This is a genomic window from Streptomyces sp. NPDC054863, from assembly GCF_053610825.1.
The window spans coordinates 15021-38928 of record NZ_JBSGZD010000047.1; the positions used below are offsets into that span (position 1 = coordinate 15021).

Genomic DNA, 23908 nt, shown 5'->3' on the forward strand with positions numbered 1-23908 from the left:
CAAGGGCATGTCAGTGCAGCAGGACTCGCCCGCCCCACAGGACCCCCTAGACGCAGCGACAGAGGCGACCCGCAGCCTGCAAGGGCTGTCCACCGAGCTCACCGCACGTGTGCCGCAGTTGCTGGAGGCGATGCGGTCGGTGGGCTCCGGCCTCGAACTGCACACCACCCTGGACCGGATCTGCGAGACCGCGGCCGAGCTGGCCGACGCCAGGTACGCGGCGATCGGGGTCGTCGACGACGAGGGCGACGGGCTCTCCGACTTCGTGACGTACGGCGTGAGCGTGGAGGAGGCGGCGGCCATCGGGCAGCTGCCCGGCGGACACAAGGGGCTGCTCGGGGCGCTGATCATGGATCCGGAGCCGCTGCGGCTCGCCGACCTGACGGCGGACCCCCGGTTCGCCGGCTTTCCCGCGCACCACCCGCCGATGCGGACCTTCCTCGGCGTACCCATCCGGGTGCAGGGCGAGATCTTCGGCAACCTCTACCTCGCCGAGAAGAACGGCGGCGGCGAGTTCAACGACTACGACCTGCACATGCTGCGGGTGCTGGCCACCGAGGCCGGGATCGCCATCGGCAACGCCAGGCTGTACGAGGCGGCCCGCCAGCGGGAGCGGTGGATCGACGGGTCGGTGGCCGTGACGACGGCGCTGCTGTCCGGGGGCGACGTGGACGACGCGCTGACCGTGGTCGCCGAGCAGGCGCGGCGGCTGGCGGACTCGGCGGCCGGGATGGTGCTGCTGCCTGCCGAGGAGGGCGGTCTGGAGATCGCGGCGGTGTCCGCCGACAACCCCGCGGACTCGCTGGGCAAGGTGGTTCCGGCGGAGAGTCCGATCGTGGCGCTGCTGCTGGGCGGTGAACCGGTGTTCGTCGCCGACTCCGCCACGGACCCGCGCATGATCACCAACTTGTCCTGTCAGTACGGGCCGAGCATGCTGCTGCCGCTGCACAGCGGCGGCCGGGTGATGGGCGCCCTCGCCACGCCGCGTGCACGGGGCGCGAAGCCGTTCACCGAGGCGGAGCGGATCCTGGCCACCCAGTTCGCGTCGCAGGCGGCGTTGGCGCTGATGATGGCCGAGTCGCAGCGCGACCGCGAACGCCTCGCGGTGTACGAGGACCGCGATCGCATCGCCCGTGACCTGCACGATCTCGTCATCCAGCGGCTGTTCGCGACGGGAATGATGCTGGAGGGCGCCCAGCGCAGGTCGGTCGTGCCGGAGGTGCAGGCGGGCGTCGGCAAGGCCGTGGACGAGCTGGACGTGACGATCCAGGAGATCCGTACGGCGATCTTCGCGCTGCAGCAGGGACCGGCCGAGGCGCCGTCCGGGCTGCGCACCAGGGTGCTGCGGGAGATCAACATGGCGGCGGTGCCGCTGGGCTTCAAGCCCGCACACCATTTCGTCGGGCCGGTGGACGCGCTGGTCGGCGAGCTGACCGGCAAGAACCTGATCGCGGCGCTGCGGGAGGCGCTGTCGAACGCGTTCCGGCACGCCGGAGCGTCGCGGATCGAGGTCGTCGTCGACGCCACGGTGGCCCTGGAGGACGGCCGGCGCGCGGTACGGCTCACGGTGGCGGACGACGGGGTCGGAATCCCGGAGGGTGGGCGCCGCAGCGGACTGCGCAACCTGGGTCGGCGGGCGGAGGCGCTGGGCGGCTCCAGCTCGTACGGGCCGGGGCTGGGCGACGGGGGCGGGGGGACGGCGGTGGTGTGGGAGGCACCGCTCTAGGGCGTGAGGCGGGTGTGGGTAAGGGGCATGCTCCAGGAGTACGCCCCTTACCCGTGTGCAGGGGTCCTGCGGTGCAGGTCTGAGGGCCCGCGAGTCCTGCGTGCTGACACCGGGCCGGTGTGCTGCTACTGCCGGTGTTCCGCCAGGATCTGCTCGATGACCGCCGCGACGCCGTCCTCCTCGTTGGGGGAGGTACGGCCCGTGGCGACGGCCAGGACCGCCGGGTGGGCGTTGCCCATGGCGTACGAACGTCCTGCCCAGGCCAGCATCTCGATGTCGTTCGGCATGTCGCCGAAGGCCACGACCTCCTCGGGGGCGATGCCCCGCTCGGCGCAGCAGCGGGCCAGGGTGCTCGCCTTGGAGACGCCCGGGCCGCTGATCTCCAGGAGCGCGGTCGGGCTGGAGCGGGTGACCGAGCCGAGGCCGCCGACCGTCGCCCGGGCCAGGTCGAGGAAGTCGTCCGGGGCGAGCGAGGGGTGGTGCGCCAGCAGCTTGATGACGGGGTCGCCGCTGCCGGGGACCTCCTCGCGCAGCAGTTCCTCGGCGGTGGCGATGCCCGCGGCCGGGTCGAACTGGAACGGCGGGTAGGCGGGCTCGTAGTGGATTCCGGTGGTCAGCTCCACGGCGAAGGAGGTGCCGGGAACGGCGCCGCGCAGCGCGGTCACGGTGGCGCGGGCGTCGGCGCGCTCCAGGGGGCGGACCTCGATCAGTTCGCCGCCCGCGTGCAGGTCGACGACGGCGGCGCCGTTGGCACAGATCGCCAGGCCGTGGCCGTGCACGTGTGCACTGACCACGTCCATCCAGCGGGCGGGCCGTCCGGTCACGAAGAAGACCTCGATGCCGGCTGCTTCGGCGGCGGCGAGGGCGGCGACGGTGCGCGGCGAGACGGACTTGTCGTCGCGCAGGAGGGTGCCGTCCAGGTCGGTGGCGATCAGGCGCACGGGAGTGGTCGCGCCTGCGCCGGGGCCGGTACCGGCGCCGTCGGCCGGGCGGGGGCGGGGGTCGGTAGCTGAGGTCACCACTTCATCCTCTCGCATGAAACGCACGTCCGTGCGAAAGGGTGCACATCTGAGAGCACACATCCGGAGTCATGGATTCCGTCGTCGACCGGTCCGTCGTCGACCGGTCTGTCGTCGACCGGTCTGTCGTCGACCGGCTCGGTCGGAGACGGCGGCGGACATGCTGGAGGGGATGGAACAGCGCCTGAAGCACTTCGGCTGAGCGGAGAGCCGGGTGCAGGGGTGCGCCGGGAAGAGCGAAGAGCGGGGCTGAAGCAGGAACCGAGGGGCGAGGGGCCGGGGCGAGGAGGCGCTAGGGAGCGGGGGGCGATGAGGCGCCTTCCAAACCACAGAAGGGACACCGACGTGAGCGCCATCCTCACTTCGACCGGACCTGAGCTTCAGCTGCTGCGCGCGCTCGCCGCCCGGAGCTGGCTGGGCAACGGTCCGGACGGCCGCGACCTGGCCCACGCCCTGATCGCCCACGGTCCGGTATCCCCACTCCCCAGCACTGCTGAGACGCCCGAAACCCGCATGCGGCGCCTCGCGGAGTGCCTCGGCGAGCTGGGGTGAGCGGGGCATGTGGTCCCAGAAACCGGCCGCTGTCTGCGCATCATCGGGGACCACGTTCTTCTGTACTTCCCAACACCCGCAGGCTGCGGTTGTCGGCCCTCCCCGACTGGACTGCACGGGTCGCCCGATCCGGCACGGTCGTTCTCCTGCCGGGTCTGGACCCGCTGCCGCAGTCTGCGGACGCCTCCGAGCTCGATGCCTATCTGGACAACGCACTCGCGGCCGACCGGCTACTGTTCGGGATCGCCCGACCCTGCTGACCGAGGGTGTAGTCCTATGGATTTCTGGAGAATCGCCGGTTAGACCAACCAGCGGCCGTCGGCCATGTCGCGCCCCCGCCCCCGAGCCGTCGACCGGTCGGCCGACAGGTAGTGACACGTAGGCTCGGAGCATGAGTCTGCGTCTGAGCACCGTGATCCTTCCCGTCGACCGCTGGCACGAGGGAGGCCGCGCCAAGTGGCAGCGGGCTGAGGAGCTGGGGTTCCACGCCGCCTACACCTACGACCACCTGTCGTGGCGAACCTTCCGCAACGGCCCTTGGTTCGGCGCGCTGCCCACACTTACCGCCGCCGCCACGGTGACCGAGCGCCTTCGTTTGGGCACCCTCGTCACATCCCCGAACTTCCGCCACCCCGTGACGCTCGCCAAAGAGCTGATCTCCCTGGATGACATCTCCGGCGGACGGATCACCCTGGGCATCGGCGCGGGTGGCAACGGCTTCGACGCGACCGCGCTCGGACAGGAGGCGTGGAGGCCGAGGGAGCGAGCCGACCGCTTCGGCGAGTTCGTTCCCCTGCTCGACCGCCTCCTCACCGAGGACTCGGTGACGCAGGACGGGAACGTCTACTCGGCGGTCGAGGCCCGGAACATCCCCGGCTGCGTCCAGCGCCCCCGCCTGCCGTTCGCGGTGGCGGCCACCGGCCCGCGAGGGTTGAAGCTGGCCGCGCGACACGGGCAGGCATGGGTCACGACCGGAGACCCGAAGCTGTTCGAGAACGGGACCCCGAAGCAGTCGCTGGCAGCCCTGCGCGACCAGATCGAACGGCTCGAGACAGCCTGCACCGAGATCGACCGTGACGCCGCCGAACTGGACAAGATCCTGCTCACGGGCTTCACCCCCGAGCGCAGTCGGCCTCTGGACTCGGTCGACGCGTTCGTCGACTTCGCCGGCCGCCACCACGACCTCGGCTTCACCGAGATCGTGGTCCACTGGCCGATCCATGACTCGGACTTCGCCGCCGACCAAGCCGTCTTCGAGCGAATTGCCGCGGATGGGCTGGCGCAACTCGTTTGACCGCCATCGACCGAGCGCAGCCAGGCAGCGAACGACGGTCATGTCCCGTGAAGTGCAACACTGCTGCTTTAGAGCGGCGGTCTCGCTGTCAAGGGGGCGGGGCCTCTGGTAGGCCCTGTGGTGTCGAGCCCAGGGCGAGTTGACGTAGATCATCGATCCCGAGCTGGTCGATGCCGTACTCGAAGACACCTGCGCGCGGGAGCGGCGGGTACTGCTAGTGTCAGCGCGCGTCGTGGTGTACAGCGACCCATTGCGCCGACTGTTCGAGATCTTGTCCGGCCCGGCGGCCGATCGACACCAATCCTGTGCCTTCTACCGGGGGTTACGCCTGGTCGCTGTGGACGGTACGACGCTGTCCGCCCCGGACGAGAAGGCGGTGACCTGGCGTTACCACAAGCACATCGGGAAGGTCCGCACGTTCGGCTATCCGCTGATCCGTATGGTCGCCCTCGTGGAATGCGGGACGCGTGCCCTGCTGGATGCTGTTTTCGGCCCTGACGATGTCGGCGAGTTGGCGTATGCCTGCCGTCTGCTCGGCCGCCTCGATGCTCCTCCTGGTGGACGCCTATTACGACGCGTTCGACTTCGTGAAAGCCGTGGCAGACACCCAGGCCCGCTTCATCATGCGCTCTACCCGGAAACGGCGGCCGACACTGCACCAGGCTCTCCCGGACGGCTCGTATCTGACCACCATCTGCAGTCGCAACTACCGCGCGGGAGGGGGTACCAGCGGCTCGAGGTACGGGTGGTGGAGGCATGGATCACCGGCACCCTCGCCGATGGCACCCGGCGCACTGAGCTGTGGCGCCTGCTCACCGATCTGCTCGACTCCGAGCGTCATCCCGCCGCGGACCTGATAGAGCTCTGCCATCGCAGGTAGCAGGCTGAGACGTTCTTCTTCTCGCTGAAGTCCACGATCCTCGGCGGATGCGTCCTGCGATCTCGCAGTGTCCCGGGCCTGTAGCAGGAGATCTACGCCTTGCTGGCGGCGTACCAAAACCCTGGTCAGGGCCGCAGGGGACATCACGGTCGCCCGGCCCCGGACTGTCCGCGCAGCGGGTGAGCTTCGTGGTGTTGTTCCAGGCCGCCGCCGACCAGATCGTTGCCACACGAGGGCTCGGTGGGGACGGTCCAGCGACGCTGATCGGGGCCATCGGACGATCGGTGCTCGACAACCTCCTGCCCGAGCACCGTGAAGGCCCGATACCGCAAGGTCGCGAGCAAATACAGCTTCAAGCGGGGCGATCACCCGCGCACAGTCCAGGCATATGTACTGGACGTAGAGGTGATCAAGGACGGGTGGCTTGACAGCGAGACCGCCGCCCTAAAGCAGCGGTGTTGCACTCTACGGGACACCACCCGAACGACGAGCATGGGGGGTATCCCGAGATGCGGTCGTGCTCCGCAATATGGCGAATGAGGCCAGCCACCTTGCGACGACGTAACTGGCCCCCTTGCCCGTGGCACCCACGGGCGTCATGTCGTACGTGGTAGAAATTTCAAGTTCGCCGGGCGAAGGGAGCGGAAGTCACTGTCGGCATAACAACCTCGCTTGGGTTCCATGCGAAGGATCTCGGCTTTCTATTTTCAATCCATGCGTTAAAAGCAAGAATATAGGTGGCGATCTGCCCCTTGGCGATATCGCGAGTTGCGTGAATTTTCACCCGGCCAGCCTCGCTGGCAACCTTAGCGGCGATGCTCTCGATTGCCCTTTTCTTCATGGCTTCACGCAAGTTCAATCGAGGATCATTCCCAGGAAGCATGGCACCCGTAGTGAGACCTTCCTCCCAGCTTTCCCATTGTGAGTCAGAAAGATCCCTACGTTCCCGCCGAGTAATGTACGCGCCAGCGGCGGCAGCAGAAGGTGTGATTTGAATCGCCTTCCAGAGGCGGATGCCAAAGTTCGTGGCCTCCCCTACGCCGGGCATCTCCTCAACTAGTGCGAGGTGTTCTTCGTTGGTCATGGTGCTACTGGAGGACGAAAGGCTGCCTGCGTCGTAGGCAGCAATAAGCTTGATAGTGGCGGCAAGCGTGGCGGTGTTTTTGTGGCCAGCAATGCTGAGAGAGTTTGCGGCGCTTCGGTGGTAATTGACGTCCAGGACGGCGAAGCATTCTGCTGGGACGCCATAGAATACTGGAATCCAGACCGGGACATCGCCAGCCCCAATTGCCATGAGGCGGTGCTGTCCATCGATCAAATTGCCGTCAGGGTCGAATGCGATGCCCTGATGTGTCAGCTTCCAGAGCCCTCCGTCAATCGCCGTTCGCCATTGCTTTACTTTCGCCGTGGAGATAGGTCGATTGTGCTTGATATTGCGCTTCAACCACTCCCTAGCCAACTCAGGAGTAACAAGGGTGAGCGTCATCTTGATGTCTGCTGGCGGCGTCATGCCGTTGCCCAGCGAGAGCTGTCGGCTGGTCATGTGAAAACAATACACGGCCAAGCGGGTGACAGACGCCGAGTCGGCATCCTCTGGAAGGGGAACAAAATATCGATTGCCCTGCTTTATCGATCGCGATATCGATTAATGAGTCACCATCACGCCCGGCACTGATCTCCCGCACCCGCCCGTCGAGGTATCAAGCTAAGCAATGTCAAATTTTGGAATCTTCTGTTCTTTTTGCACGCATGGGAGTCGTCGACTCGCTGCATCGATCGAAAGGGCAACTACTGCGAATAAACTCACGGTGTCGTAGAGGGCGACGCCTGGCCGTTGGCTGCGGTATCACCCGAGTCATGCGGTATCCACAAGAGGGCGGACCGACTGCCGAACGGTGTGAGTTCCGCGAGGAGTTACGACTCCACGCGGCCGAGCGATTCGCCCGGAGCGAGGGCAGTACCGCGATTTGCCAGGTATCTGCGGGTCAGTGTCCGCTCGGTCCAGCGATGGCACCAGGCGTGAGTCGAGGACGGCCCGCGGTCCTTGCGATCGCAGGGGCCGGCGTCGCTCACGAGGCTGAATGATCGGCAGTTGACGCTGCTGGAGGCGCATCTGGCCAGGGGCTGGCCGCGCATGGCTGGGAGGACTAGCGCTGGACGCCGGCCCGTGTGAAGACGGGCATCGGCCACCGCTCCCAGCTGACATACGCGATCCAGCGTCCCGCGTGTCCGACATCAGAGGTCAAGGCCCGGAAGCTGTTGGTGCGTAACGACTGGTAGTGCCAGGTACCGGCCCGCAGAGCAATGGAGCGGGACGACGACGCGTGCTACACCCAGGATCGCAGCCATCCTATAGACGGCTGCCTCGCCGAGACCGGCCTGCCGTCAGCCCTGCCTGATCAGCAGCACGACATCCCGAGTTCAACCTCAGCCATCCGGCAGGAGCGGGCATGCAGCGGGGGCACGGTATCCCCGCTTGGGCTTGACAGGTGATGGTGTTGTGCCTGCGGAGGCCGTCGGCATTCGAGCCAAGGACACCCCACCCCGGCGCGCTGGTACAGCAGACATGGCGGTAGTACACAGCGGTCCAGCCTTGGGGACGATCGAGCCCAAGGTCAATCTGTGATGTATGAACGTGGCTTGACTGAGGTGACCAGCGTGCCCAGCCGCAGCCGCTCGGTGGCGGAAGCGGCGGCCGTCAGCGTGGGCAGCGCGCCGAACCACGGGCCCTCCCGGAACGGCACCCGCCACGACAGGTGGTCGTAGGTGTACGCGGTGTGGAAACCGAGCTCCTCGGCCCGCTGCCACACCTCCTTGCCGCCCTCGTGCCAGCGGCGGATCGGCAGAATCACAGTGCTCAGACGCATGATCCGACTGTACGGGGCCTGCTCACGCCCCCGGGAAACGCAGGAACTCCACCGGTACGTGTGCCGTGAGCCAGACGCCGTTGGCGCTGATCCGGAAGACGTGTCCGGCGCGGTGCATCGCCCCGCTGTCCACGGACAGCACCACCGGCCGTCCCCGGCGGGCCCCGACACGGGTGGCGGTCTCCCGGTCGGGCGACAGGTGGACGTCGTGCCGGTCCATGGGGCGCAGGCCCTCGGTGCGGATCGCCGACACGGCTCGGGGGTGCGTGCCGTGGAAGAGGAAGGCAGGGGGCTCCGACGGGGGGAGGGCCAGGTCGATGCCCGCGACCGTGTGCCCCTGGCTGGCGCGGATCAGGGCGGGGCGCAGCGGGTCGTCGTTCCGTACCGCGAAGCGCTGCTTGTCGTTGGTGGCGACGACGTGGTCCAGCTCGGCGCGGGTGAGGTGGAAGCCGTGCTCGGTGGCGGCCCGGATCAGCGTCTCCACCTCCACCCAGCCGTGGGCGTCGAGGGTGAGCCCGATGCGCTCGGGCTGGTGCCGCAGGTGCTTGGAGAGGTACTTCGACACCTTGATGATGCGGTGTTCATTCATCCGGTCAGGGTCCCCGAACCGGTGTGCGGACCGCACCTGAATTCGCCCTGACAGTCCGGTAGTTCGAAGTAATCCACAGCCAACGGCCCTTTTCCACAGCGGAAATGAAGGATCTGTGGATAACTTGTGCCCACTTTAGGGTGGTTCGTCAACTTTCGCACGATTGAGTTGTCCTGAGGAGAGCGCGTCCAAGGTCCTTGCCTGGAGCTCTCGTTCCGTGGCCGCCGCGACGAATGCCGAAGCATTCTCTGCCCCAACCAACGCCTGGACCGCGGCAATCGTTCCTGCCGGAAGAGGGAGTGCGCGGGGCTGGGCGTCGGGTGCCGGGACAGGCGCCGAACCGAGGTGCTGCTGAAGGTGACGGGTGGCGAACAGCCGCATGGCCCGGGCCAGTTCGGCGTCCACGCTCTGCTGTGCGAGCGGGCGCAGCCGTCGTACCAGAGCAGCTGCCTCCGCCGCGTCCGAGTCCGTCGGCGGCCGGTGCCCGAGGTAGCGGGCGAAGACGTGCTCGGTGGTGAACTCCAGGAATCTGGCCGCTATGTGCTCCACCTGACCGCGCAATTCCCACAGGTGCCCCGAGATCGCCTTGAGAGGCACCCCTGCCGCGTACAGCTCGGCGGCCACCGCCAGCTCCTGCGGCGACGGCACCAGGAACTCGTCGTCGCACCCCGGAACCCGTTCCAGTACGCCCAGTTCGACCGCCTCCGCCACCGCCGCGTCGTTGGGCCGGCCACCGAACCGTGCGTCCAGCTCGGCCCGCGTGATCCGGGCCGACTCCTCGTCGGTCCAGGGCCCGCCCACCTCGGCGACCAGCCCGAGCACCCCGCCCAGACCCCGGCCCGCGTCCCACGCCTCCAGCAGTTCCTTGATGCTGGCCAGGGTGTAGCCGCGGTCCAGGAGGTCGGCGATCTGCCGAAGCCGGGCCAGGTGCGCGTCCCCGTACACGTTGGACCGGCCGCGCCGCTCGGGCGTGGGGAGCAGCCCCCGGTCCTGATAGGCGCGGATCGTACGGACCGTGGCACCGCTGCGGTGCGCGAGGTCCTCGATCCGGTACTCGGCCTCCGCCTGCTGTCCGGACATGATCACTTCCTTCCCGGCGTGGACCGGTGTCAGCCGTGCCGGCCGGTGTCAGATGTGTCGGCCGACGTGGGTCGTGTCGGTCGGTGTCGGTCGTGTCGGTCGGCGTGGGTCCTGTCGGTCGGTTCAGGGCCGCAGCGCCGCCCGGCCCACCGCTCCCGCCGCGGCACGCGCCGCAGGCGAGGTCGACAGGTACTCGACGGCCTTGCGCAGCGAGCCTTCCTGCGAGGGATGGTACGACCGCCGGAAGTACCGGGGTATCGCCGCACCCAGCTCCCGCCAGGTCGGCAGAAGCCCCTTGGCGACCGCCTTGTTGTGCTCCCGCAGCGAATAGCGCAGCCGTCCGGCGAGCTGCGGGTCGTGCCGTACGAGGTACGAGGCCCCCCACGCCCACAGCCACAGCATCACCGGCGCGACCACGACCATGCCCTCGACCCGGCGGGCGTACCGGGGCAGGCCCTCGCCGCCGCAGTGCTGGTACATGTCGAAGGCCACCGCCCGGTGCTCGACCTCCTCCGCACCGTGCCAGCGCAACAGGTCGAGCATCACCGCGTCAGGATCCGCCCGGTCCAGTCCCTCCGCGTGCAGCACCCAGTCGCCGAGCACCGCCGTGAACTGCTCGATCGCGGCGACGACCGAGAGACGGAAGCGGAGCCACTCCCGGGCGGGTATCGGAGCCCCCAACGGCGGTGTCTCACCGAGGAGTTTCTCGAAGAGGAAGTCGACGTGCCTGGTGTACGCGCCGGTGTCCAGGTCCTGGTCGGCCAGGTGATCCAGGACGTAACTGTGCTGCACGCTGTGCGTGGCCTCCTGGCCCATGAATCCCTTGACCTGCTGGAGGAGTTCGGGGTCGCGAACCAGCGGCAGCGCTTCCTTGAAGACCTTCACGAACCAGCGCTCACCGGCCGGCAGCAGCAGGTGCAGCACGTTGATGACGTGCGTGGCGGTCGGCTCGTCCGGTATCCAGTGCAGCGGTGTCTCGCGCCAGTCGAAGGAGACCCTGCGGGGTGCGATGACGTGGCCCGCGCCATTTTCCCGACTGGTCTCATGGCTGGCCGTGTGACCGATCTGGTGACTGGTCCCGTGGCCGTTCTCGGGGTCGGTGCTCACAGCGGCGGCTCCAATCGGGCGATCGCACGCAGTGCCTTCGGTGTGAAGCGGGACATGAGGTGGGCGCCGCGCGCCTCCGGCGTCACCGGGACGACGGCCTGGTTCTTCGCCACCGCGCGCAGGACGGCCTCGGCGACCTTCTCCGGCGGGTAGTTGCGCAGCCCGTACAGCCGGGACGACCGCTTCTGCTTGCGCTTCTCCTCTTCCTCCGACACCCCGGTGAAGCGCGAGGTGGCGGTGATGTTGGTGTTGACCAGGCCGGGGCAGATCGCGCTGACGCCGATTCCCCGGCCCGCCAGTTCGGCGCGCAGGCACTCACTGAGCATGAGCACCGCCGCCTTCGACGTGCTGTACGCGGGCAGGGCCTTGGAGGGCTGGTACGCGGCGGCGGACGCCGTGTTGACGATGTGGCCGCCCTGGCCGCGCTCGGCCATCTGCTTGCCGAAGGTGCGGCATCCGTGGATGACGCCCCACAGATTGACGTCCAGGACCTTCTTCCAGTCCTCGGCCGAGGTGTTCATGAAGGAGCCGGACATGCCGATCCCGGCGTTGTTGACCAGCACGTCCACGATGCCGTAGTCGGCGGCGACCTTCTCCGCCAGCTTCTCCATGGCTTGTGCGTCACTGACGTCGACGACCTCCGGCCAGGCGTCCGGCGCCCCGATCAGCCGGGCCAGTTCGGCGGTCCGGGACGCGCCTTCGGCATCGCGGTCCACGGCCACGATCCGGGCCCCCGCTTCGGCGAACGCGAAGGCGGTGGCCCGCCCGATGCCGCTGGCCGCACCGGTCACCAGGACCAGCTGCCCGCCGAACCTGTCGGCGTACTTCCCGGTCGCCACCGATGCGCGCGGCGCCACCCCGGCGGTGCTGTCCTCGTTCGCCGTCACGAACTCGGTGATCCATGAGGCGAGTTGGTCCGGTCTGGTGCGCGGCACCCAGTGCTTGGCCGGGAGGGTGCGACGTACCAACTGCGGAGCCCACAGCTCCAATTCGTCGTAGAGACGCTCCGAGAGGAAGATGTCGCCGGTCGGCGTGATCAGTTGGACGGGTGCGTGTGCGTACGCGTCCGCGCGCGGCCTGCGCAGCCTGGCACGTACGTTGTCGCGGTAGAGCCAGGCGCCGTGCGCAGCGTCCTGCGGCAGCGACGACGTCGGGTAGCCGCCGCCGGCCGGGACCTTCTCGATCCGCTGGAGGATCTTCGGCCACTGCTTGCCGAGCGGCCCGCGCCAGGCCAGCTCCGGCAGTACGGGGGTGTGCAGCATGTACACGTACCAGGACTTGGCGCCCTGGCCGAGGAGCTGGGCGGTGCGGCGCGGGGTCGGCCGGGACATCCGCTTCTTGATCCAGTGCCCGAAGTGGTCCAGCGAGGGCCCGGACATGGACGTGAAGGACGCGATCCGCCCCTGCGTGCGCCTGACGGTGGCGAACTCCCAGCCCTGCACGGATCCCCAGTCGTGCCCCACCAGGTGCACCGGCCGGTCCGGACTGACCGCGTCCGCGACCGCCAGGAAGTCGTCGGTCAGCTTCTCCAGCGTGAACCCGCCGCGCAGCGGCTTGGGCGCCGACGACCTGCCGTGCCCGCGCACGTCGTACAGCACCACGTGGAAGCGTTCCGCCAGCCGCGTCGCGACCTCGGTCCACACCTCTTTGCTGTCGGGGTAGCCGTGCACCAGCAGTACGGTCGGCTGCGCCGCGTCGCCCAGCTCGGCGACGCACAGCTCGATCCCGCCGGTCCGCACCCGGCGCTCGCGCGCCCCTACCAGTCCGGTCGTCCCCATCGTCATGCCGCCTTCTCCTCGGCCCAGCGCCGCACGTGCGGCAGGTCGTCGTCCAGCCAGAACGCGCTCTGCTCGGGATCCCGGGAGTCGGTGACGACCAGAATCTCCTCGAACTTCGCGCCCGTACCCCGGAACCCGAGATGCGGTTCCACCGCCCACAGACCAGGCTGCGGCGGATGGTCGGAGAACTTGTACGGACTCCACAGCGGCGACCAGCCGTCCCGGTGCCCGTGCAGCACGTCCCCCGCCAGCCCCTTCAGCGACTGCGTACCGAACCCGAACACATGCGGTGACCAGCGTCGTTCCTTCACCTGGTCGACCTTGTGGGCGATCACACCGAACGGGTACGCACGGTGCCGGTTGGCGTATCCCTGCCGGGTCATCAGCCGCTCGACGTTCTCGTATATCTCCCGCAGGGTGCGTTTCTCGCGCACCTGCTCCAGGATCAGCGCGCGGTGCGCCTCCAGATCGGCCAGCAGCCTGTTGTGCACGGGGTTGAGGCCCAGGCAGCCGGAGTACCCGATGTCCGCGGTGAAGCCCTTGTAGACGGGCGCCATGTCGAGGATGAACGGCATGCCGGCCTCCAGCTTCCGGTTCGTGGGGAAGAACTGGAGCGGTATCCGGAAGTCGGTGAACGCCGTACGGTCCCCGAACCACGCGAACGGCAGGTGGAACCAGTCGCGCACCCCGCGCTCGCGCAGCCACACCCGCTGCATCCGGGCCGCCTCGCGCTCCGTGACCCCAGGCTTGAGCTGCGCGGCGACGGCCTCGGCGCACTCGTAGGCCAGGCGCTGGACTTCTCTGAACCCCCGCAGTTCCGCGGTCGGTTCGCCCTTCGTGCTGGAGACTTCTGAGATTGCTGAGGTCATGCCACCCGTCCGTCCCGTGTAGCGGTACGCGTCCGTAACTTGACACTGATGAATGTGACAATGCCCGGCGGCTACGTCAAGGGGTGTGCATACGCACCTGTGGACAACCCCGCGCAATCAACCCGTGGTTCGACCCGGGGCCCTTCCTCGGTCATCCCCTCAGCCCCTGGTACTGCTCCCCCCTACGGGTCCGTACGACCAGAGGCGGAGGCAGGAACAGCCGCCAGGGCTGACGTCCGATGTGGCCCGCGCCACTACCTTCGGAGTGTGACCAATGTGATCGCGACCGAATCCCTGAGCATGCGGTACCCCCGGGTGACCGCACTTGACCGGCTCTCCCTGGACATCGGGCCCGGAGTAACGGGCCTGGTGGGTGCCAACGGAGCCGGCAAGTCCACGTTGATCAAGATCCTGCTGGGTCTGAACCCCGCCACGGAGGGCCGGGCGTCGGTGCTCGGCCTCGACGTGGCCACCAGCGGGGCCGAGATCCGCGAGCGCGTCGGGTACATGCCCGAGCACGACTGCCTGCCGCCGGACGTCTCGGCCACCGAGTTCGTCGTCCACATGGCGCGCATGTCCGGGCTCCCCCCGACCGCAGCCCGCGAGCGGACCGCCGACACCCTGCGCCACGTCGGCCTCTATGAGGAGCGTTACCGCCCCATCGGCGGCTACTCGACGGGCATGAAGCAGCGCGTGAAGCTGGCCCAGGCCCTGGTCCACGACCCGCAGCTGGTGCTTCTCGACGAGCCGACCAACGGCCTCGATCCGGTCGGCCGCGACGAGATGCTCAGCCTGATCCGCCGCGTGTACACCGACTTCGGGATCTCGGTCCTGGTCACCTCGCACCTCCTGGGCGAGCTGGAGCGCACCTGCGACCACGTCGTCGTCATCGACGGCGGCGCGCTGCTGCGGTCCAGTTCGACCAGTGACTTCACCCAGACCACCACGACCCTCGCGGTCGAGGTCACCGACTCCGACACCCACTCCGACGGCACGCGCGCGCTGCGCGAGGCGCTCACCGCGGCGGGCGCCAGGCTGCACGCCGCCGAGGAGCAGGGCCTGCCCGGCGCCGGCCACATCCTCCTCGTCGAGGGTGAGGGCGACGCCACGTACGACCTGGTCCGCGACACCGTCGCCGACCTGGGCATCGGCCTGGTGCGGATGGAACAGCGGCGCCACCACATCGCCGAGGTCTTCCGCACCGAGCAGTCCGCCGACGCGGTACTGGCGCCGTCCGGAGCAGCAAACGCAACCCCCGCGGGCGCCTCTCAGGGCGCCCCGCGGGCCGAAATGCAGAAGGGAGGCGGCCACGATGGCAACTGAACTCACGCCGCCGGGCGCCGACCCGACGCGCATCCACAACATCGGCTACCGCAAGTACGACGGCCCTCGCCTCGGCCGCGCGTACGCCCGCCGGTCGCTCTACTCGCAGTCCCTGCGCGGCGCGTACGGACTGGGGCGCAGTGCCAAGTCCAAGGTGCTGCCGATGATCCTGTTCGGCGTGATGGTCCTGGTCGCGGCGATCATCGTCGCGGTCGCGGTGGCCGCGCCCGCGGGCACCCTGACCAAACTGCCGGTGTCCTACACGGCGTTCGCGATCTTCCTCCAGCCCGTCATCAGCCTCTTTCTGGCGGCGCAGGCTCCCCAGACCGTCTCGCGCGACCTGCGCTTCAAGACGGTCCCGCTGTACTTCTCCCGGCCGATCGAGCGCAGGGACTACGTCCTCGCCAAGTTCGGTGCGATGGTCTCCGCGCTGTTCGTCCTGACCGCGGCACCGCTGGTGATCCTCTACGCGGGCGCGCTGCTCGCCGAGTTCGACTTCGGGGCCCAGACCAAGGGCTTCGGGCAGGGGTTGGTGTCCGTGGCACTGCTGTCCGTCCTGTTCGCCGGGCTCGGCCTGGTGATGGCCGCGCTGACCCCGCGCCGCGGCTTCGGCGTCGCCGCCGTCATCGCCGTGCTGACCATCTCCTACGGCGCGGTTTCGACCGTCCAGGCCATCGCCTACACCCAGGAGTCGACGGGTGCGGTCGAATGGCTCGGCCTGTTCTCGCCCATCACCCTCATCGACGGCGTCCAGACCGCCTTCCTCGGCGCCGCCTCCAACTTCCCCGGCGGAACCGGTCCCGGTACCGGAGCGGGCGCGGTCTATCTGCTGGTCGTCCTCGCGCTCGTCGCCGGCTCGTACGCCGTCCTGATGCGCCGCTACCGGAAGGTCGGACTGTGACGACCATCGAGATCACCAAGGCCTCCCGCTGGTTCGGGAATGTGGTCGCCGTCAACGACGTGACCATGACGATCAGCCCCGGCGTCACCGGCCTCCTCGGCCCCAACGGCGCCGGAAAGTCCACCCTGATCAACATGATGGGCGGCTTCCTCGCCCCCTCCAACGGCACCGTCACCCTCGACGGCAAGCCGATCTGGCGCAACGAGAGCGTCTACAAGGAGATCGGCGTCGTCCCGGAGAGGGAGGCGATGTACGACTTCCTCACCGGCCGGGAATTCGTCGTGGCCAACGCCGAACTGCACGGCCTGGACGACCGGGCGGCCCAGCGCTCGCTCGCCACGGTCGAGATGGAGTACGCCCAGGACCGCAAGATCGCCACGTACAGCAAGGGCATGCGCCAGCGCGTGAAGATGGCGTCCGCGCTGGTCCACAACCCGTCGGTGCTGCTGCTCGACGAGCCGTTCAACGGTATGGACCCGCGCCAGCGCATGCAGCTGATGGACCTGCTGCGGCGGATGGGCGCGGAGGGACGCACCGTGCTGTTCTCCTCGCACATCCTGGAGGAGGTCGAGCAGCTCGCCTCGCACATCGAGGTGATCGTCGCCGGGCGGCACGCCGCCTCGGGCGACTTCCGCAAGATCCGCCGGCTGATGACGGACCGCCCGCACCGCTATCTCGTACGGTCCGGCGACGACCGGGCCCTGGCTGCCGCCCTCATCGCGGACCCGTCCACGGCCGGCATCGAAGTCGACTACACGGAACGGGCGCTGCGCATCCAGGCCGTCGACTTCGGCCGCTTCACCGAGCTGCTCCCGCAGGTCGCCCGCGCACACGGCATCCGCCTGTTCACGGTGCAGCCCTCCGACGAGTCCCTCGAATCGGTCTTCTCCTACCTCGTCACGGCCTGAAAGGAGCTTGCTGCGATGTACGAACCCACCGTCGCCCGGCTCACCTACCGGGCCCTCCTCGGCCGCCGCCGGGCGGCCATCCTCTTCGTCCTGCCCGCCCTGCTCATCGTCATCGCGATCGCGGTGCGGGTGCTCGTCGGCGTGGACGACGGCGTCGCCGCCGACGTCCTGGGCGGCTTCGCGCTCGCCACGATGGTCCCGCTGATCGGCGTCATCGCCGGTACGGGCGCGATCGGCCCGGAGATCGACGACGGCTCGATCGTCTATTTGCTGTCCAAGCCGGTGAAGCGGCCCACGATCATCTCCACCAAGCTGATCGTCGCCATCGCCGTCACCATGGCCTTCTCCGCGATCCCCACCCTCATCGCAGGGTTCATCCTCAACGGCAACGGCGGCCAGATCGCGATCGCCTACACGATCGCCGCTCTCGTCGCCTCGATCGCCTACAGCGCGGTCTTCCTGCTGCTCGGCACCGTGTCACGGCACGCGGTCGTCTTCGGCCTGGTGTACGCGCTGGTGTGGGAGGCCCTGTTCGGCAGCCTGGTGCCCGGGGCACGGACCCTCAGCATCCAGCAGTGGGCCCTCTCACTGGCCGAGAAGATCGGCACGAACGGCACGATCACCTCGGAGGTCGGGCTCTCCACGGGGGTGATCCTGCTGGTCGTGGTCACCGGCCTGGCCACCTGGTACGCGGGCCAGAAGCTGCGTTCGCTCACTCTTGCGGGTGACGAGTAGCCGAAAGCGGCTTTTTCTGGAACGAGAAGCGCCCCCGGTTCGTATTCCACATACGAACCGGGGGCGCTCCCCGTTTCAGCGAACAGGCCCTGAGCCTCTGCACCTTGACACCTGGAAAGTCAGACCTTCCGGTCCCTGGCCGCGAAGAGACCCACCACCAGAGCCGCCGCACACACGCCCAGCATCAGGGCGATCGGCACCGTCCAGCTGCCGGTCGTCTGATACACGGCGCCCGCCGCCAACGGGCCCACGGCGGCCAGCAGATAGCCGATCGTCTGCGCCATTCCGGAGAGCCGCGCCGCCGTCGCCGCATCACCGCTGCGCAGCACGATCAGCGTCAGTGCGAGACCCACGGCGCCGCCCTGGCCGACGCCGAGGATCGCCGACCACAGCCAGGCCCCCGACACCGGGGCCACCATCAGGCCGACATAGCCGGCCGCGACGAGAGAGGCGACGAGAGCGACCAGCGGACGCTGACTGCGCATCCGCCCTGCCAGCAGCGGTACGGCGAAGGCGCCCGCGACCTGGATCAGGTTGTTGAACGCGAAGATGACGCCGGCCGTGGAGCGGCTCATCCCGTGATCCGTGAAGATCGTCGGCATCCAGGCGATCAGGACGTACGACCACAGCGACTGGAGGCCCATGAAGAGAGTGACCTGCCAGGCCAGCGCCGAGCGCCAGATGCTCTTCGGAGCGGCTCCGGCAGCGGCGGCCGGGGCGACCCGCACCTCGTGTCCGGTACGGCCGCGGGAGATCAGCACCTGAGGCAGCCAGGCCACCGCGGCGACGGCGGCCAGCAACGACCAGAACGCCAGCGAGGCCTCCCAGCTCCCGCCGAAGGCCTTCTCCAGCGGCACCGAGGTGGCGGCCACGACGGTGGCACCGGCGATCATCGAGCCCGTGTAGACCGACGTCATCGACGCGGCCCTGTCGGGGAAGTCCCGCTTGATCAGACCGGGCATCAGCACATTGAGGAGGGATATCGCGACGCCGATCAGCAGACCGCCGCCGTACAGCGCCGCGGTCGAGGGCACGACCCGGACCAGGATGCCCGCACCGAGCAGCAGCAGGGCGCCGAAGAGCACCAGTTCGGTGCCGAATCGCCGGCCCAGCCAGGGGGCGATCATCGCGCCGACGCCGAGGAAGAGCACCGGCACGGACGTCACCAGGCTGGTGGCCGTCGACGACAGGCCGAAGCTGTCACTGATCTCGCCGACCAGTGGGGACACGCTCGCGAGTGCCGCCCGCATGTTGAGCGAGGCCAGCACGATGCCGACCATGAGCAGCACCGGATGCGCCAGCAACGCCCGCCGTGCGGCGACCCCTTGGGGAGTGGGCCGGACGTCGGCCTCGGCGTCCAGCAGGAGTTGATCGGCATCCGGGCGTGACAAGGCAAACACCTTTCGAAGTGGAGGGGAGTGGTTCGCAGCGGTGCGAACCAGAGGGAGGCGGTTCGCAGCGGAGGGAAGCGGTGCGAAGCGGAGGGGGTGGAGCCTGGGGCGGGGAAGAAGCAGGGTCAGCGTCCGACCAGGTTGCGGATCACGTCGATCGGCACCTGGAGGAGCGCCCGCGCGGCCTGTTCCGCCGCTGCCGGGTCGCCGCTCTCGACGGCGTCGACCAGGGTGGCGTGCGCTGCCAGGTCGATGGGCGGCATCTCGTGGTCGCCGAGCGAGGTGACCAGGGACTCGTGCACCTGGGTGGAGAAGAAGCGGTAGACCTCGCTGAAGGCCGCGTTGTGGGTGGCCTCGACGATGCCCCGGTGGAAGGCGAGGTCGGCGTCGGCAGCCCGGTCGCCCTGCTCGTGCAGCTCGGCCAGAGCCGCACGCAGCGCGCTCAGGTCGTCCTCGTCGCGGCGTACGGCGGCGAGCCGGGCGGCCTCCGCCTCCAGGGCCACGCGCAGTTCCAGTACGTCGAGGACGCCGGCGTGCTGCATGCCGCGCAGGACGGCCGCGGGGTCGGCGGTCGAGCGGACGAACGTGCCGTTGCCCTGCCGCGACTCCAGCAGCCCGGCGTGCACCAGGACGCGTACGGCTTCGCGGACGGTGTTGCGCCCGACACCGAGCTGTTCGGCGAGGACGTGCTCGGTGGGGATCCGGTCGCCGACGGACCATTCGCCGTCGGCGAGCTGGTCGCGCAGCTGTTCCACGACCGAGTCCACCAAGGACTTCCGCCCCGCCGCCTGAAGTGCCATCGCGTCGCTACCCACTTTCGCCCGCAAGGAAGGATTCGCCCGGTTGCCCAGTCATCCTACAACTGGCGAGAAGTAGATGTACACACCTTGTAAATGGGTCGGGGCCGGGGCCGGGGCCGGGGTCGGGGCTGGGACTAGGGCCGGGTCTGGGCGAGGCGGGGGAGATGAAACGAGTGGGGACGGGAGCAGCACCGAAGTGCCGCCTCCGCCCCGCACCGCCTCACCCCGGCCCGCCTCACCCGGCCCGCCCCACCCCAAAGCTCAGTGCTTCAGCAGGTTCTCCAGCACCACGGCGATGCCGTCGTGCTCGTTCGACGCGGTGATTTCGTGGGCGACGGCCTTCAGTTCGTCGTGCCCGTTCGCCATGGCCACACCGTGTGCCGCCCAGCCGAACATCGGGATGTCGTTCGGCATGTCACCAAAGGCGATCGTGTCCGACGCCTTCAGCTTCAGCCGACGCGCGGCCAGGGACAGACCGGTCGCCTTGCTCAGCCCCAGCGGCAGGATCTCCACGATCCCCTCGCCGGCCATGACCACGTCCACCAGGTTCCCGACAGTCTCCCGTGCGACCTGCGCGAGAGCGTCGTCGGACAGACCCGGGTGCTGGATGTACAGCTTGGTCAGCGGCGCAGCCCACACCTCGGCGGGGTCCTCGAACGGAACGTACGGCAGCGGGCCCTCGTGCACCCGGTAGCCGGGGCCCATCAGAACCTCGCCGTCCATCCCGTCCCGGCTGGCGGCCAGTGCCAGCGGACCGATCTCCGCCTCGATCTTGGAGAGCGCCAGACCGGCTAGCTGCCGGTCCAGCGTCACCGAGGTCAGCAGCCGCCGCTCGCCCGCGTGGTAGACCTGTGCGCCCTGCCCGCACACCGCGAGTCCCTCGTACCCGAGGTCCTCGAAGATGTGCTTGGTCCAGGCGACGGACCGGCCGGTCACCACGATGTGCGCGGCGCCCGCCGCGCAGGCCGCGTCGAGAGCGTCGCGCGTGCGCTGCGAGACCGTCTGGTCGTCACGCAGCAGCGTGCCGTCGAGATCGGTCGCGATCAGCTTGTACGGGAACGGAGCGGGGGCGTCCGGACCGGCGGAGGCGGCAGTGCTCACTTGGCGATCGGCTCCAGGACCTCGCGGCCACCCAGGTAAGGACGCAGGATCTCGGGGACCCGCACCGAACCGTCCGGCAGCTGGTGGTTCTCCAGGATCGCCACGATCGTGCGCGGGACCGCGCACAGCGTGCCGTTCAGCGTGGCAAGGGGCTGGACCTTCTTGCCTTCGCGCATCCGGACCGAAAGCCTGCGCGCCTGGAAGCCGTTGCAGTTCGACGCCGAGGTCAGCTCGCGGTACTTGCCCTGCGTCGGGATCCACGCCTCGCAGTCGAACTTCCGCGATGCCGAGGACCCGAGGTCGCCGGTCGCCACGTCGATCACCTGGAACGGCAGCTCAAGGGCGGTCAGCCACTGCTTTTCCCATTCCAACAGGCGCGTGTGCTCGGCCTCCGCGTCCTCCGGGTTCACGTAGGAGAACATCTCGACCTTGTCGAACTGGTGCACCCGGAAGATGCCGCGGGTGTCCTTGCCGTACGTCCCGGCCTCGCGGCGGAAGCAGGGCGAGAAGCCCGCGTAGCGCAGCGGCAGCTTGTCCGCGTCGATGATCTCGTCCATGTGGTACGCGGCGAGGGGGACCTCGGAGGTGCCGACGAGGTAGTAGTCGTCCTTCTCCAGGTGGTACACGTTCTCCGCGGCCTGGCCGAGGAAGCCGGTGCCCTCCATGGCGCGCGGGCGGACCAGCGCGGGAGTCAGCATCGGGATGAAGCCGGCCTCGGTGGCCTGCGCGATCGCCGCGTTGACCAGGGCCAGTTCGAGGAGCGCGCCGACACCGGTCAGGTAGTAGAAGCGCGAGCCGGAGACCTTCGCGCCGCGCTCGACGTCGATGGCGCCCAGCGCTTCGCCGATCTCCAGGTGGTCCTTGGGCTCGAAGCCCTCGGCGGCGAAGTCGCGGATCGTGCCGTGCGTCTCCAGGAGGACGAAGTCCTCCTCGCCGCCCACCGGAACGTCCTCGTGGACGATGTTGCCGAGCTGGAGCAGGAGGCGCTGTGCCTCCTCGGCCGCCTCGTTCTGCTCCGCGTCAGCGGCCTTCACGGCGGCCGAGAGCTCGCCGGTGCGCTTCAGCAGCTCGGCCTTCTCGTCGCCGGTGGCTTTGGGAATCAGCTTGCCGAGCGTCTTCTGCTCGTTGCGGAGCTCGTCGAAGCGGACGGCGGACGACCTGCGCCGTTCGTCGGCGGAGAGCAGGGCGTCGACGAGCGCGACGTCCTCTCCACGGGCGCGCTGGGAGGCGCGAACACGGTCGGGGTCCTCACGGAGCAGGCGAAGGTCAATCACCCCACCAGGCTACCGGTGCCTGCCTGCGCCCCTCACCCTGATATTGCCGTGCACTATTCCCGTAGTGCGGCATTTGACTGTATTGCCCGGAATGGGGATTCAGTGAGACCGTGGTGCGGAATCGGGCATCACAACCCTTTTCCCTTGCGTGGAGGGGGAGTTGGGTTGCACCTTGTCCACAGGTGATCGAGACTCCGTTGAGTTATCCACAGGGTGTGCGAAAGATCTGTGGATGCAGGAACGGATCGTTCCGAAAGGGGCATCCGGGGCGATGGATTCCCTCGTTAAACGCTCCCCACACACTCATTCGAGTGGGAATTACTCCCCCTAAAGAGTTGATCAAGTTAATTAGGGTGACACGGCCGGACCTGTCGACCTGTGGAGGGAAGGGTGGCGACTGGGGCAATTTGTCGACCATGTCGCGTTACGTTGTCGACTTGTCCCCAGGGAGTGGCCGCACCCTGTGGATAACTTCGAAGTTGTCCTCAGACCGGCCGACCCTGGCTCTCAAGTCGGCCCTGCCCGGCGCTCAGGCCCGCCCGTCCTGGCAGCGCGCCAGCCAGTCCGATGCCTCCGTGAATTCCCGGTCCGACGTTCCGTGCCGCTGTTCGGCCACGTCCTCCACCGCCACCCCGGCCCTCGGATACGACCCCAGGAAACGCACCTTCGGCGCGATCCGCTTCAGCCCCATCAGCGCCTCACCCACCCGACGGTCCGCGATGTGCCCCTCCGCGTCCACCGCGAAGCAGTAGTTCCCGATCCCCGCTCCCGTCGGCCGCGACTGGATCAGCATGAGGTTCACGCCTCGTACCGCGAACTCCTGGAGCAGTTCGAGCAGTGCACCCGGGCGGTCGGGGCCCAGCCAGATCACCACTGATGTCTTGTCCGCCCCCGTCGGCGCCGCCGGCCGCGCGGGGCGGCCCACCAGCACGAAGCGCGTCTGCGCGTTCACCGCGTCGTGGATGTCGGTGACCAGCGGCTCCAGTCCGTACGTCGCCGCCGCGAACTCCCCCGCGAAAGCGGCGTCGTAACGCCCCTCCTGCACCAGCCGGGCCCCGTCCGCGTTCGAGGCGGACGACTCCCACATCACGTCCGGCAGATTCGCCTTGATCCAGTTGCGGACCTGCGGCTGGGCGGCCGGGTGGGCGGTCACCGTCTTGATGTCGGTGAGCTTCGTGCCCGGCCGCACCAGCAGCGCGAAGCGGATCGACAGCAGTACTTCGCGGTAGATCATCAGCGGCTCGCCCGAGGTCAGCGCGTCGAGGGTGGCGGTGATGCCACCCTCCACGGAGTTCTCGATCGGTACGAGTGCGGCTGCCGCCTCTCCGTTGCGTACGGCGTCCAGTGCGGCCGGCACCGACACCATCGGGGCGAGCTCACGGGTTGCGGCCTCGGGGAGCGTACGGAGGGCGACCTCGGTGAAGGTGCCCTCGGGGCCAAGGTAGGCGTAGCGCGTCGCTGACATGCGGTCACCCTAATGGGCCGTACGGGACACGGCCCAGCCGTCTCACGGCCACCACCGGCCCCTGCGTGCCCCCGAGCCACGACCCGCCGCCCCGGGATGCCTCGCCCCCGGAGCCACCGGCCCTCGCCCGGAGCCACCGGCCCTCCCCCCCCGGGGGGGGGTGCCCCTATGACTTTGGTCAAGGGGTTGGGGCGGGTTGGGGGTCGTAGAAGGTGCCGTCGCGGAGCATGGCGAACAGGACGTCGGCCC

Annotated in this window: 20 protein-coding genes and 2 pseudogenes; 9 read left to right on the forward strand and 13 right to left on the reverse strand. The window is 68.7% G+C overall.

Translation table 11 applies throughout. The features are described 5' to 3' along the window. Positions 1 to 7: 7 nt before the first annotated feature. A complete protein-coding gene (locus ACWGIG_RS12200; protein WP_453321470.1) occupies positions 8 to 1726 on the forward strand; it encodes a GAF domain-containing sensor histidine kinase in 1719 nt (572 codons plus the stop codon). A 125-nt stretch (positions 1727 to 1851) separates the two neighbouring features. On the opposite strand, the gene ACWGIG_RS12205 is transcribed toward ACWGIG_RS12200, so the two are convergent. Continuing rightward, the gene (locus ACWGIG_RS12205) at positions 1852 to 2745 is read right to left on the reverse strand and encodes an HAD family hydrolase (protein ID WP_453321471.1); all 894 of its coding nucleotides are present in this window, start codon (positions 2743 to 2745) and stop codon (positions 1852 to 1854) included. 345 nt (positions 2746 to 3090) lie between these two features. Here ACWGIG_RS12205 and ACWGIG_RS12210 point away from each other — a divergent pair, with 345 nt between their 5' ends. The 3 genes from ACWGIG_RS12210 (at position 3091) to ACWGIG_RS12220 (ending at position 5471) form a co-directional block, all read left to right on the forward strand. Next, positions 3091 to 3297 carry a hypothetical protein gene (locus ACWGIG_RS12210; protein WP_453321472.1) on the forward strand — a complete coding sequence of 69 codons (207 nt, stop codon included), beginning with the start codon at positions 3091 to 3093 and terminating at the stop codon, positions 3295 to 3297. 391 nt (positions 3298 to 3688) lie between these two features. Continuing rightward, complete coding sequence (locus tag ACWGIG_RS12215) at positions 3689 to 4591, forward strand: LLM class flavin-dependent oxidoreductase (protein WP_453321473.1); 903 nt, start codon at positions 3689 to 3691, stop codon at positions 4589 to 4591. Positions 4592 to 4841: 250 nt separating this feature from the next. After that, complete coding sequence (locus ACWGIG_RS12220; protein WP_453321474.1) at positions 4842 to 5471, forward strand: hypothetical protein; 630 nt, start codon at positions 4842 to 4844, stop codon at positions 5469 to 5471. 619 nt (positions 5472 to 6090) lie between these two features. Here ACWGIG_RS12220 and ACWGIG_RS12225 read toward each other — a convergent pair. Then, on the reverse strand, positions 6091 to 7014 hold the full coding sequence (locus ACWGIG_RS12225; protein WP_453321475.1) for a hypothetical protein: 924 nt from the start codon (positions 7012 to 7014) through the stop codon (positions 6091 to 6093). 314 nt (positions 7015 to 7328) lie between these two features. On the opposite strand from ACWGIG_RS12225, the pseudogene ACWGIG_RS12230 reads away from it, so the two are divergent. After that, positions 7329 to 7748: pseudogene (locus ACWGIG_RS12230) on the forward strand (helix-turn-helix domain-containing protein); the annotation flags it as partial. 344 nt (positions 7749 to 8092) lie between these two features. Here ACWGIG_RS12230 and ACWGIG_RS12235 read toward each other — a convergent pair. The 6 genes and pseudogenes from ACWGIG_RS12235 to ACWGIG_RS12260 form a co-directional block, all read right to left on the reverse strand. After that, positions 8093 to 8338, reverse strand: a pseudogene (locus ACWGIG_RS12235) (LLM class flavin-dependent oxidoreductase); the annotation flags it as partial. Positions 8339 to 8360: 22 nt separating this feature from the next. Continuing rightward, complete coding sequence (locus ACWGIG_RS12240) at positions 8361 to 8927, reverse strand: RNA 2'-phosphotransferase (RefSeq protein WP_453321476.1); 567 nt, start codon at positions 8925 to 8927, stop codon at positions 8361 to 8363. A gap of 135 nt (positions 8928 to 9062) precedes the next feature. Beyond that, on the reverse strand, positions 9063 to 10007 hold the full coding sequence (locus ACWGIG_RS12245; RefSeq protein WP_453321477.1) for a MerR family transcriptional regulator: 945 nt from the start codon (positions 10005 to 10007) through the stop codon (positions 9063 to 9065). A 123-nt stretch (positions 10008 to 10130) separates the two neighbouring features. After that, the gene (locus ACWGIG_RS12250) at positions 10131 to 11072 is read right to left on the reverse strand and encodes a metal-dependent hydrolase (protein ID WP_453321487.1); all 942 of its coding nucleotides are present in this window, start codon (positions 11070 to 11072) and stop codon (positions 10131 to 10133) included. A gap of 38 nt (positions 11073 to 11110) precedes the next feature. Then, positions 11111 to 12892 (reverse strand): SDR family oxidoreductase, encoded by a 1782-nt coding sequence (locus ACWGIG_RS12255; RefSeq protein WP_453321488.1) that lies wholly within the window; start codon positions 12890 to 12892, stop codon positions 11111 to 11113. Between the two features lie 2 nt (positions 12893 to 12894). Next, the gene (locus tag ACWGIG_RS12260) at positions 12895 to 13761 is read right to left on the reverse strand and encodes a M24 family metallopeptidase (RefSeq protein ID WP_453321478.1); all 867 of its coding nucleotides are present in this window, start codon (positions 13759 to 13761) and stop codon (positions 12895 to 12897) included. A 300-nt stretch (positions 13762 to 14061) separates the two neighbouring features. Between ACWGIG_RS12260 and ACWGIG_RS12265 the strand changes: the two genes are divergently transcribed. The 4 genes from ACWGIG_RS12265 to ACWGIG_RS12280 are packed head-to-tail and all read left to right on the forward strand — an operon-like array spanning position 14062 to position 17628. Beyond that, the gene (locus tag ACWGIG_RS12265) at positions 14062 to 15084 is read left to right on the forward strand and encodes an ABC transporter ATP-binding protein (protein WP_453321489.1); all 1023 of its coding nucleotides are present in this window, start codon (positions 14062 to 14064) and stop codon (positions 15082 to 15084) included. Beyond that, positions 15074 to 15985, forward strand: coding sequence for an ABC transporter permease (locus tag ACWGIG_RS12270; protein WP_453321479.1), 912 nt, complete (start codon positions 15074 to 15076; stop codon positions 15983 to 15985). Before ACWGIG_RS12265 ends, ACWGIG_RS12270 begins: the two co-directional genes overlap by 11 nt. Further along, on the forward strand, positions 15982 to 16893 hold the full coding sequence (locus tag ACWGIG_RS12275; protein WP_453321480.1) for an ABC transporter ATP-binding protein: 912 nt from the start codon (positions 15982 to 15984) through the stop codon (positions 16891 to 16893). Before ACWGIG_RS12270 ends, ACWGIG_RS12275 begins: the two co-directional genes overlap by 4 nt. Before the next feature lie 15 nt (positions 16894 to 16908). Beyond that, positions 16909 to 17628: an ABC transporter permease gene (locus ACWGIG_RS12280; RefSeq protein WP_453321481.1), complete on the forward strand. Its 720-nt coding sequence runs from the start codon at positions 16909 to 16911 to the stop codon at positions 17626 to 17628. 119 nt (positions 17629 to 17747) lie between these two features. On the opposite strand, the gene ACWGIG_RS12285 is transcribed toward ACWGIG_RS12280, so the two are convergent. From ACWGIG_RS12285 to pheA, 5 genes are all read right to left on the reverse strand, one after another. Beyond that, entirely contained in the window at positions 17748 to 19019 is a 1272-nt protein-coding gene (locus tag ACWGIG_RS12285; RefSeq protein ID WP_453321482.1) for a CynX/NimT family MFS transporter, read from the reverse strand. A gap of 125 nt (positions 19020 to 19144) precedes the next feature. Further along, positions 19145 to 19819, reverse strand: a complete 675-nt coding sequence (locus tag ACWGIG_RS12290; protein ID WP_453321483.1) for a FadR/GntR family transcriptional regulator — start codon at positions 19817 to 19819, stop codon at positions 19145 to 19147. Positions 19820 to 20080: 261 nt separating this feature from the next. Next, the gene (locus tag ACWGIG_RS12295; protein ID WP_453321484.1) at positions 20081 to 20920 is read right to left on the reverse strand and encodes an HAD family hydrolase; all 840 of its coding nucleotides are present in this window, start codon (positions 20918 to 20920) and stop codon (positions 20081 to 20083) included. After that, the gene (gene serS / locus ACWGIG_RS12300) at positions 20917 to 22194 is read right to left on the reverse strand and encodes a serine--tRNA ligase (protein ID WP_453321485.1); all 1278 of its coding nucleotides are present in this window, start codon (positions 22192 to 22194) and stop codon (positions 20917 to 20919) included. The genes ACWGIG_RS12295 and serS overlap by 4 nt, the downstream gene beginning before the upstream one ends. Before the next feature lie 529 nt (positions 22195 to 22723). Next, the gene (gene pheA / locus ACWGIG_RS12305) at positions 22724 to 23659 is read right to left on the reverse strand and encodes a prephenate dehydratase (protein WP_453321486.1); all 936 of its coding nucleotides are present in this window, start codon (positions 23657 to 23659) and stop codon (positions 22724 to 22726) included. Positions 23660 to 23908 lie beyond the last annotated feature (249 nt).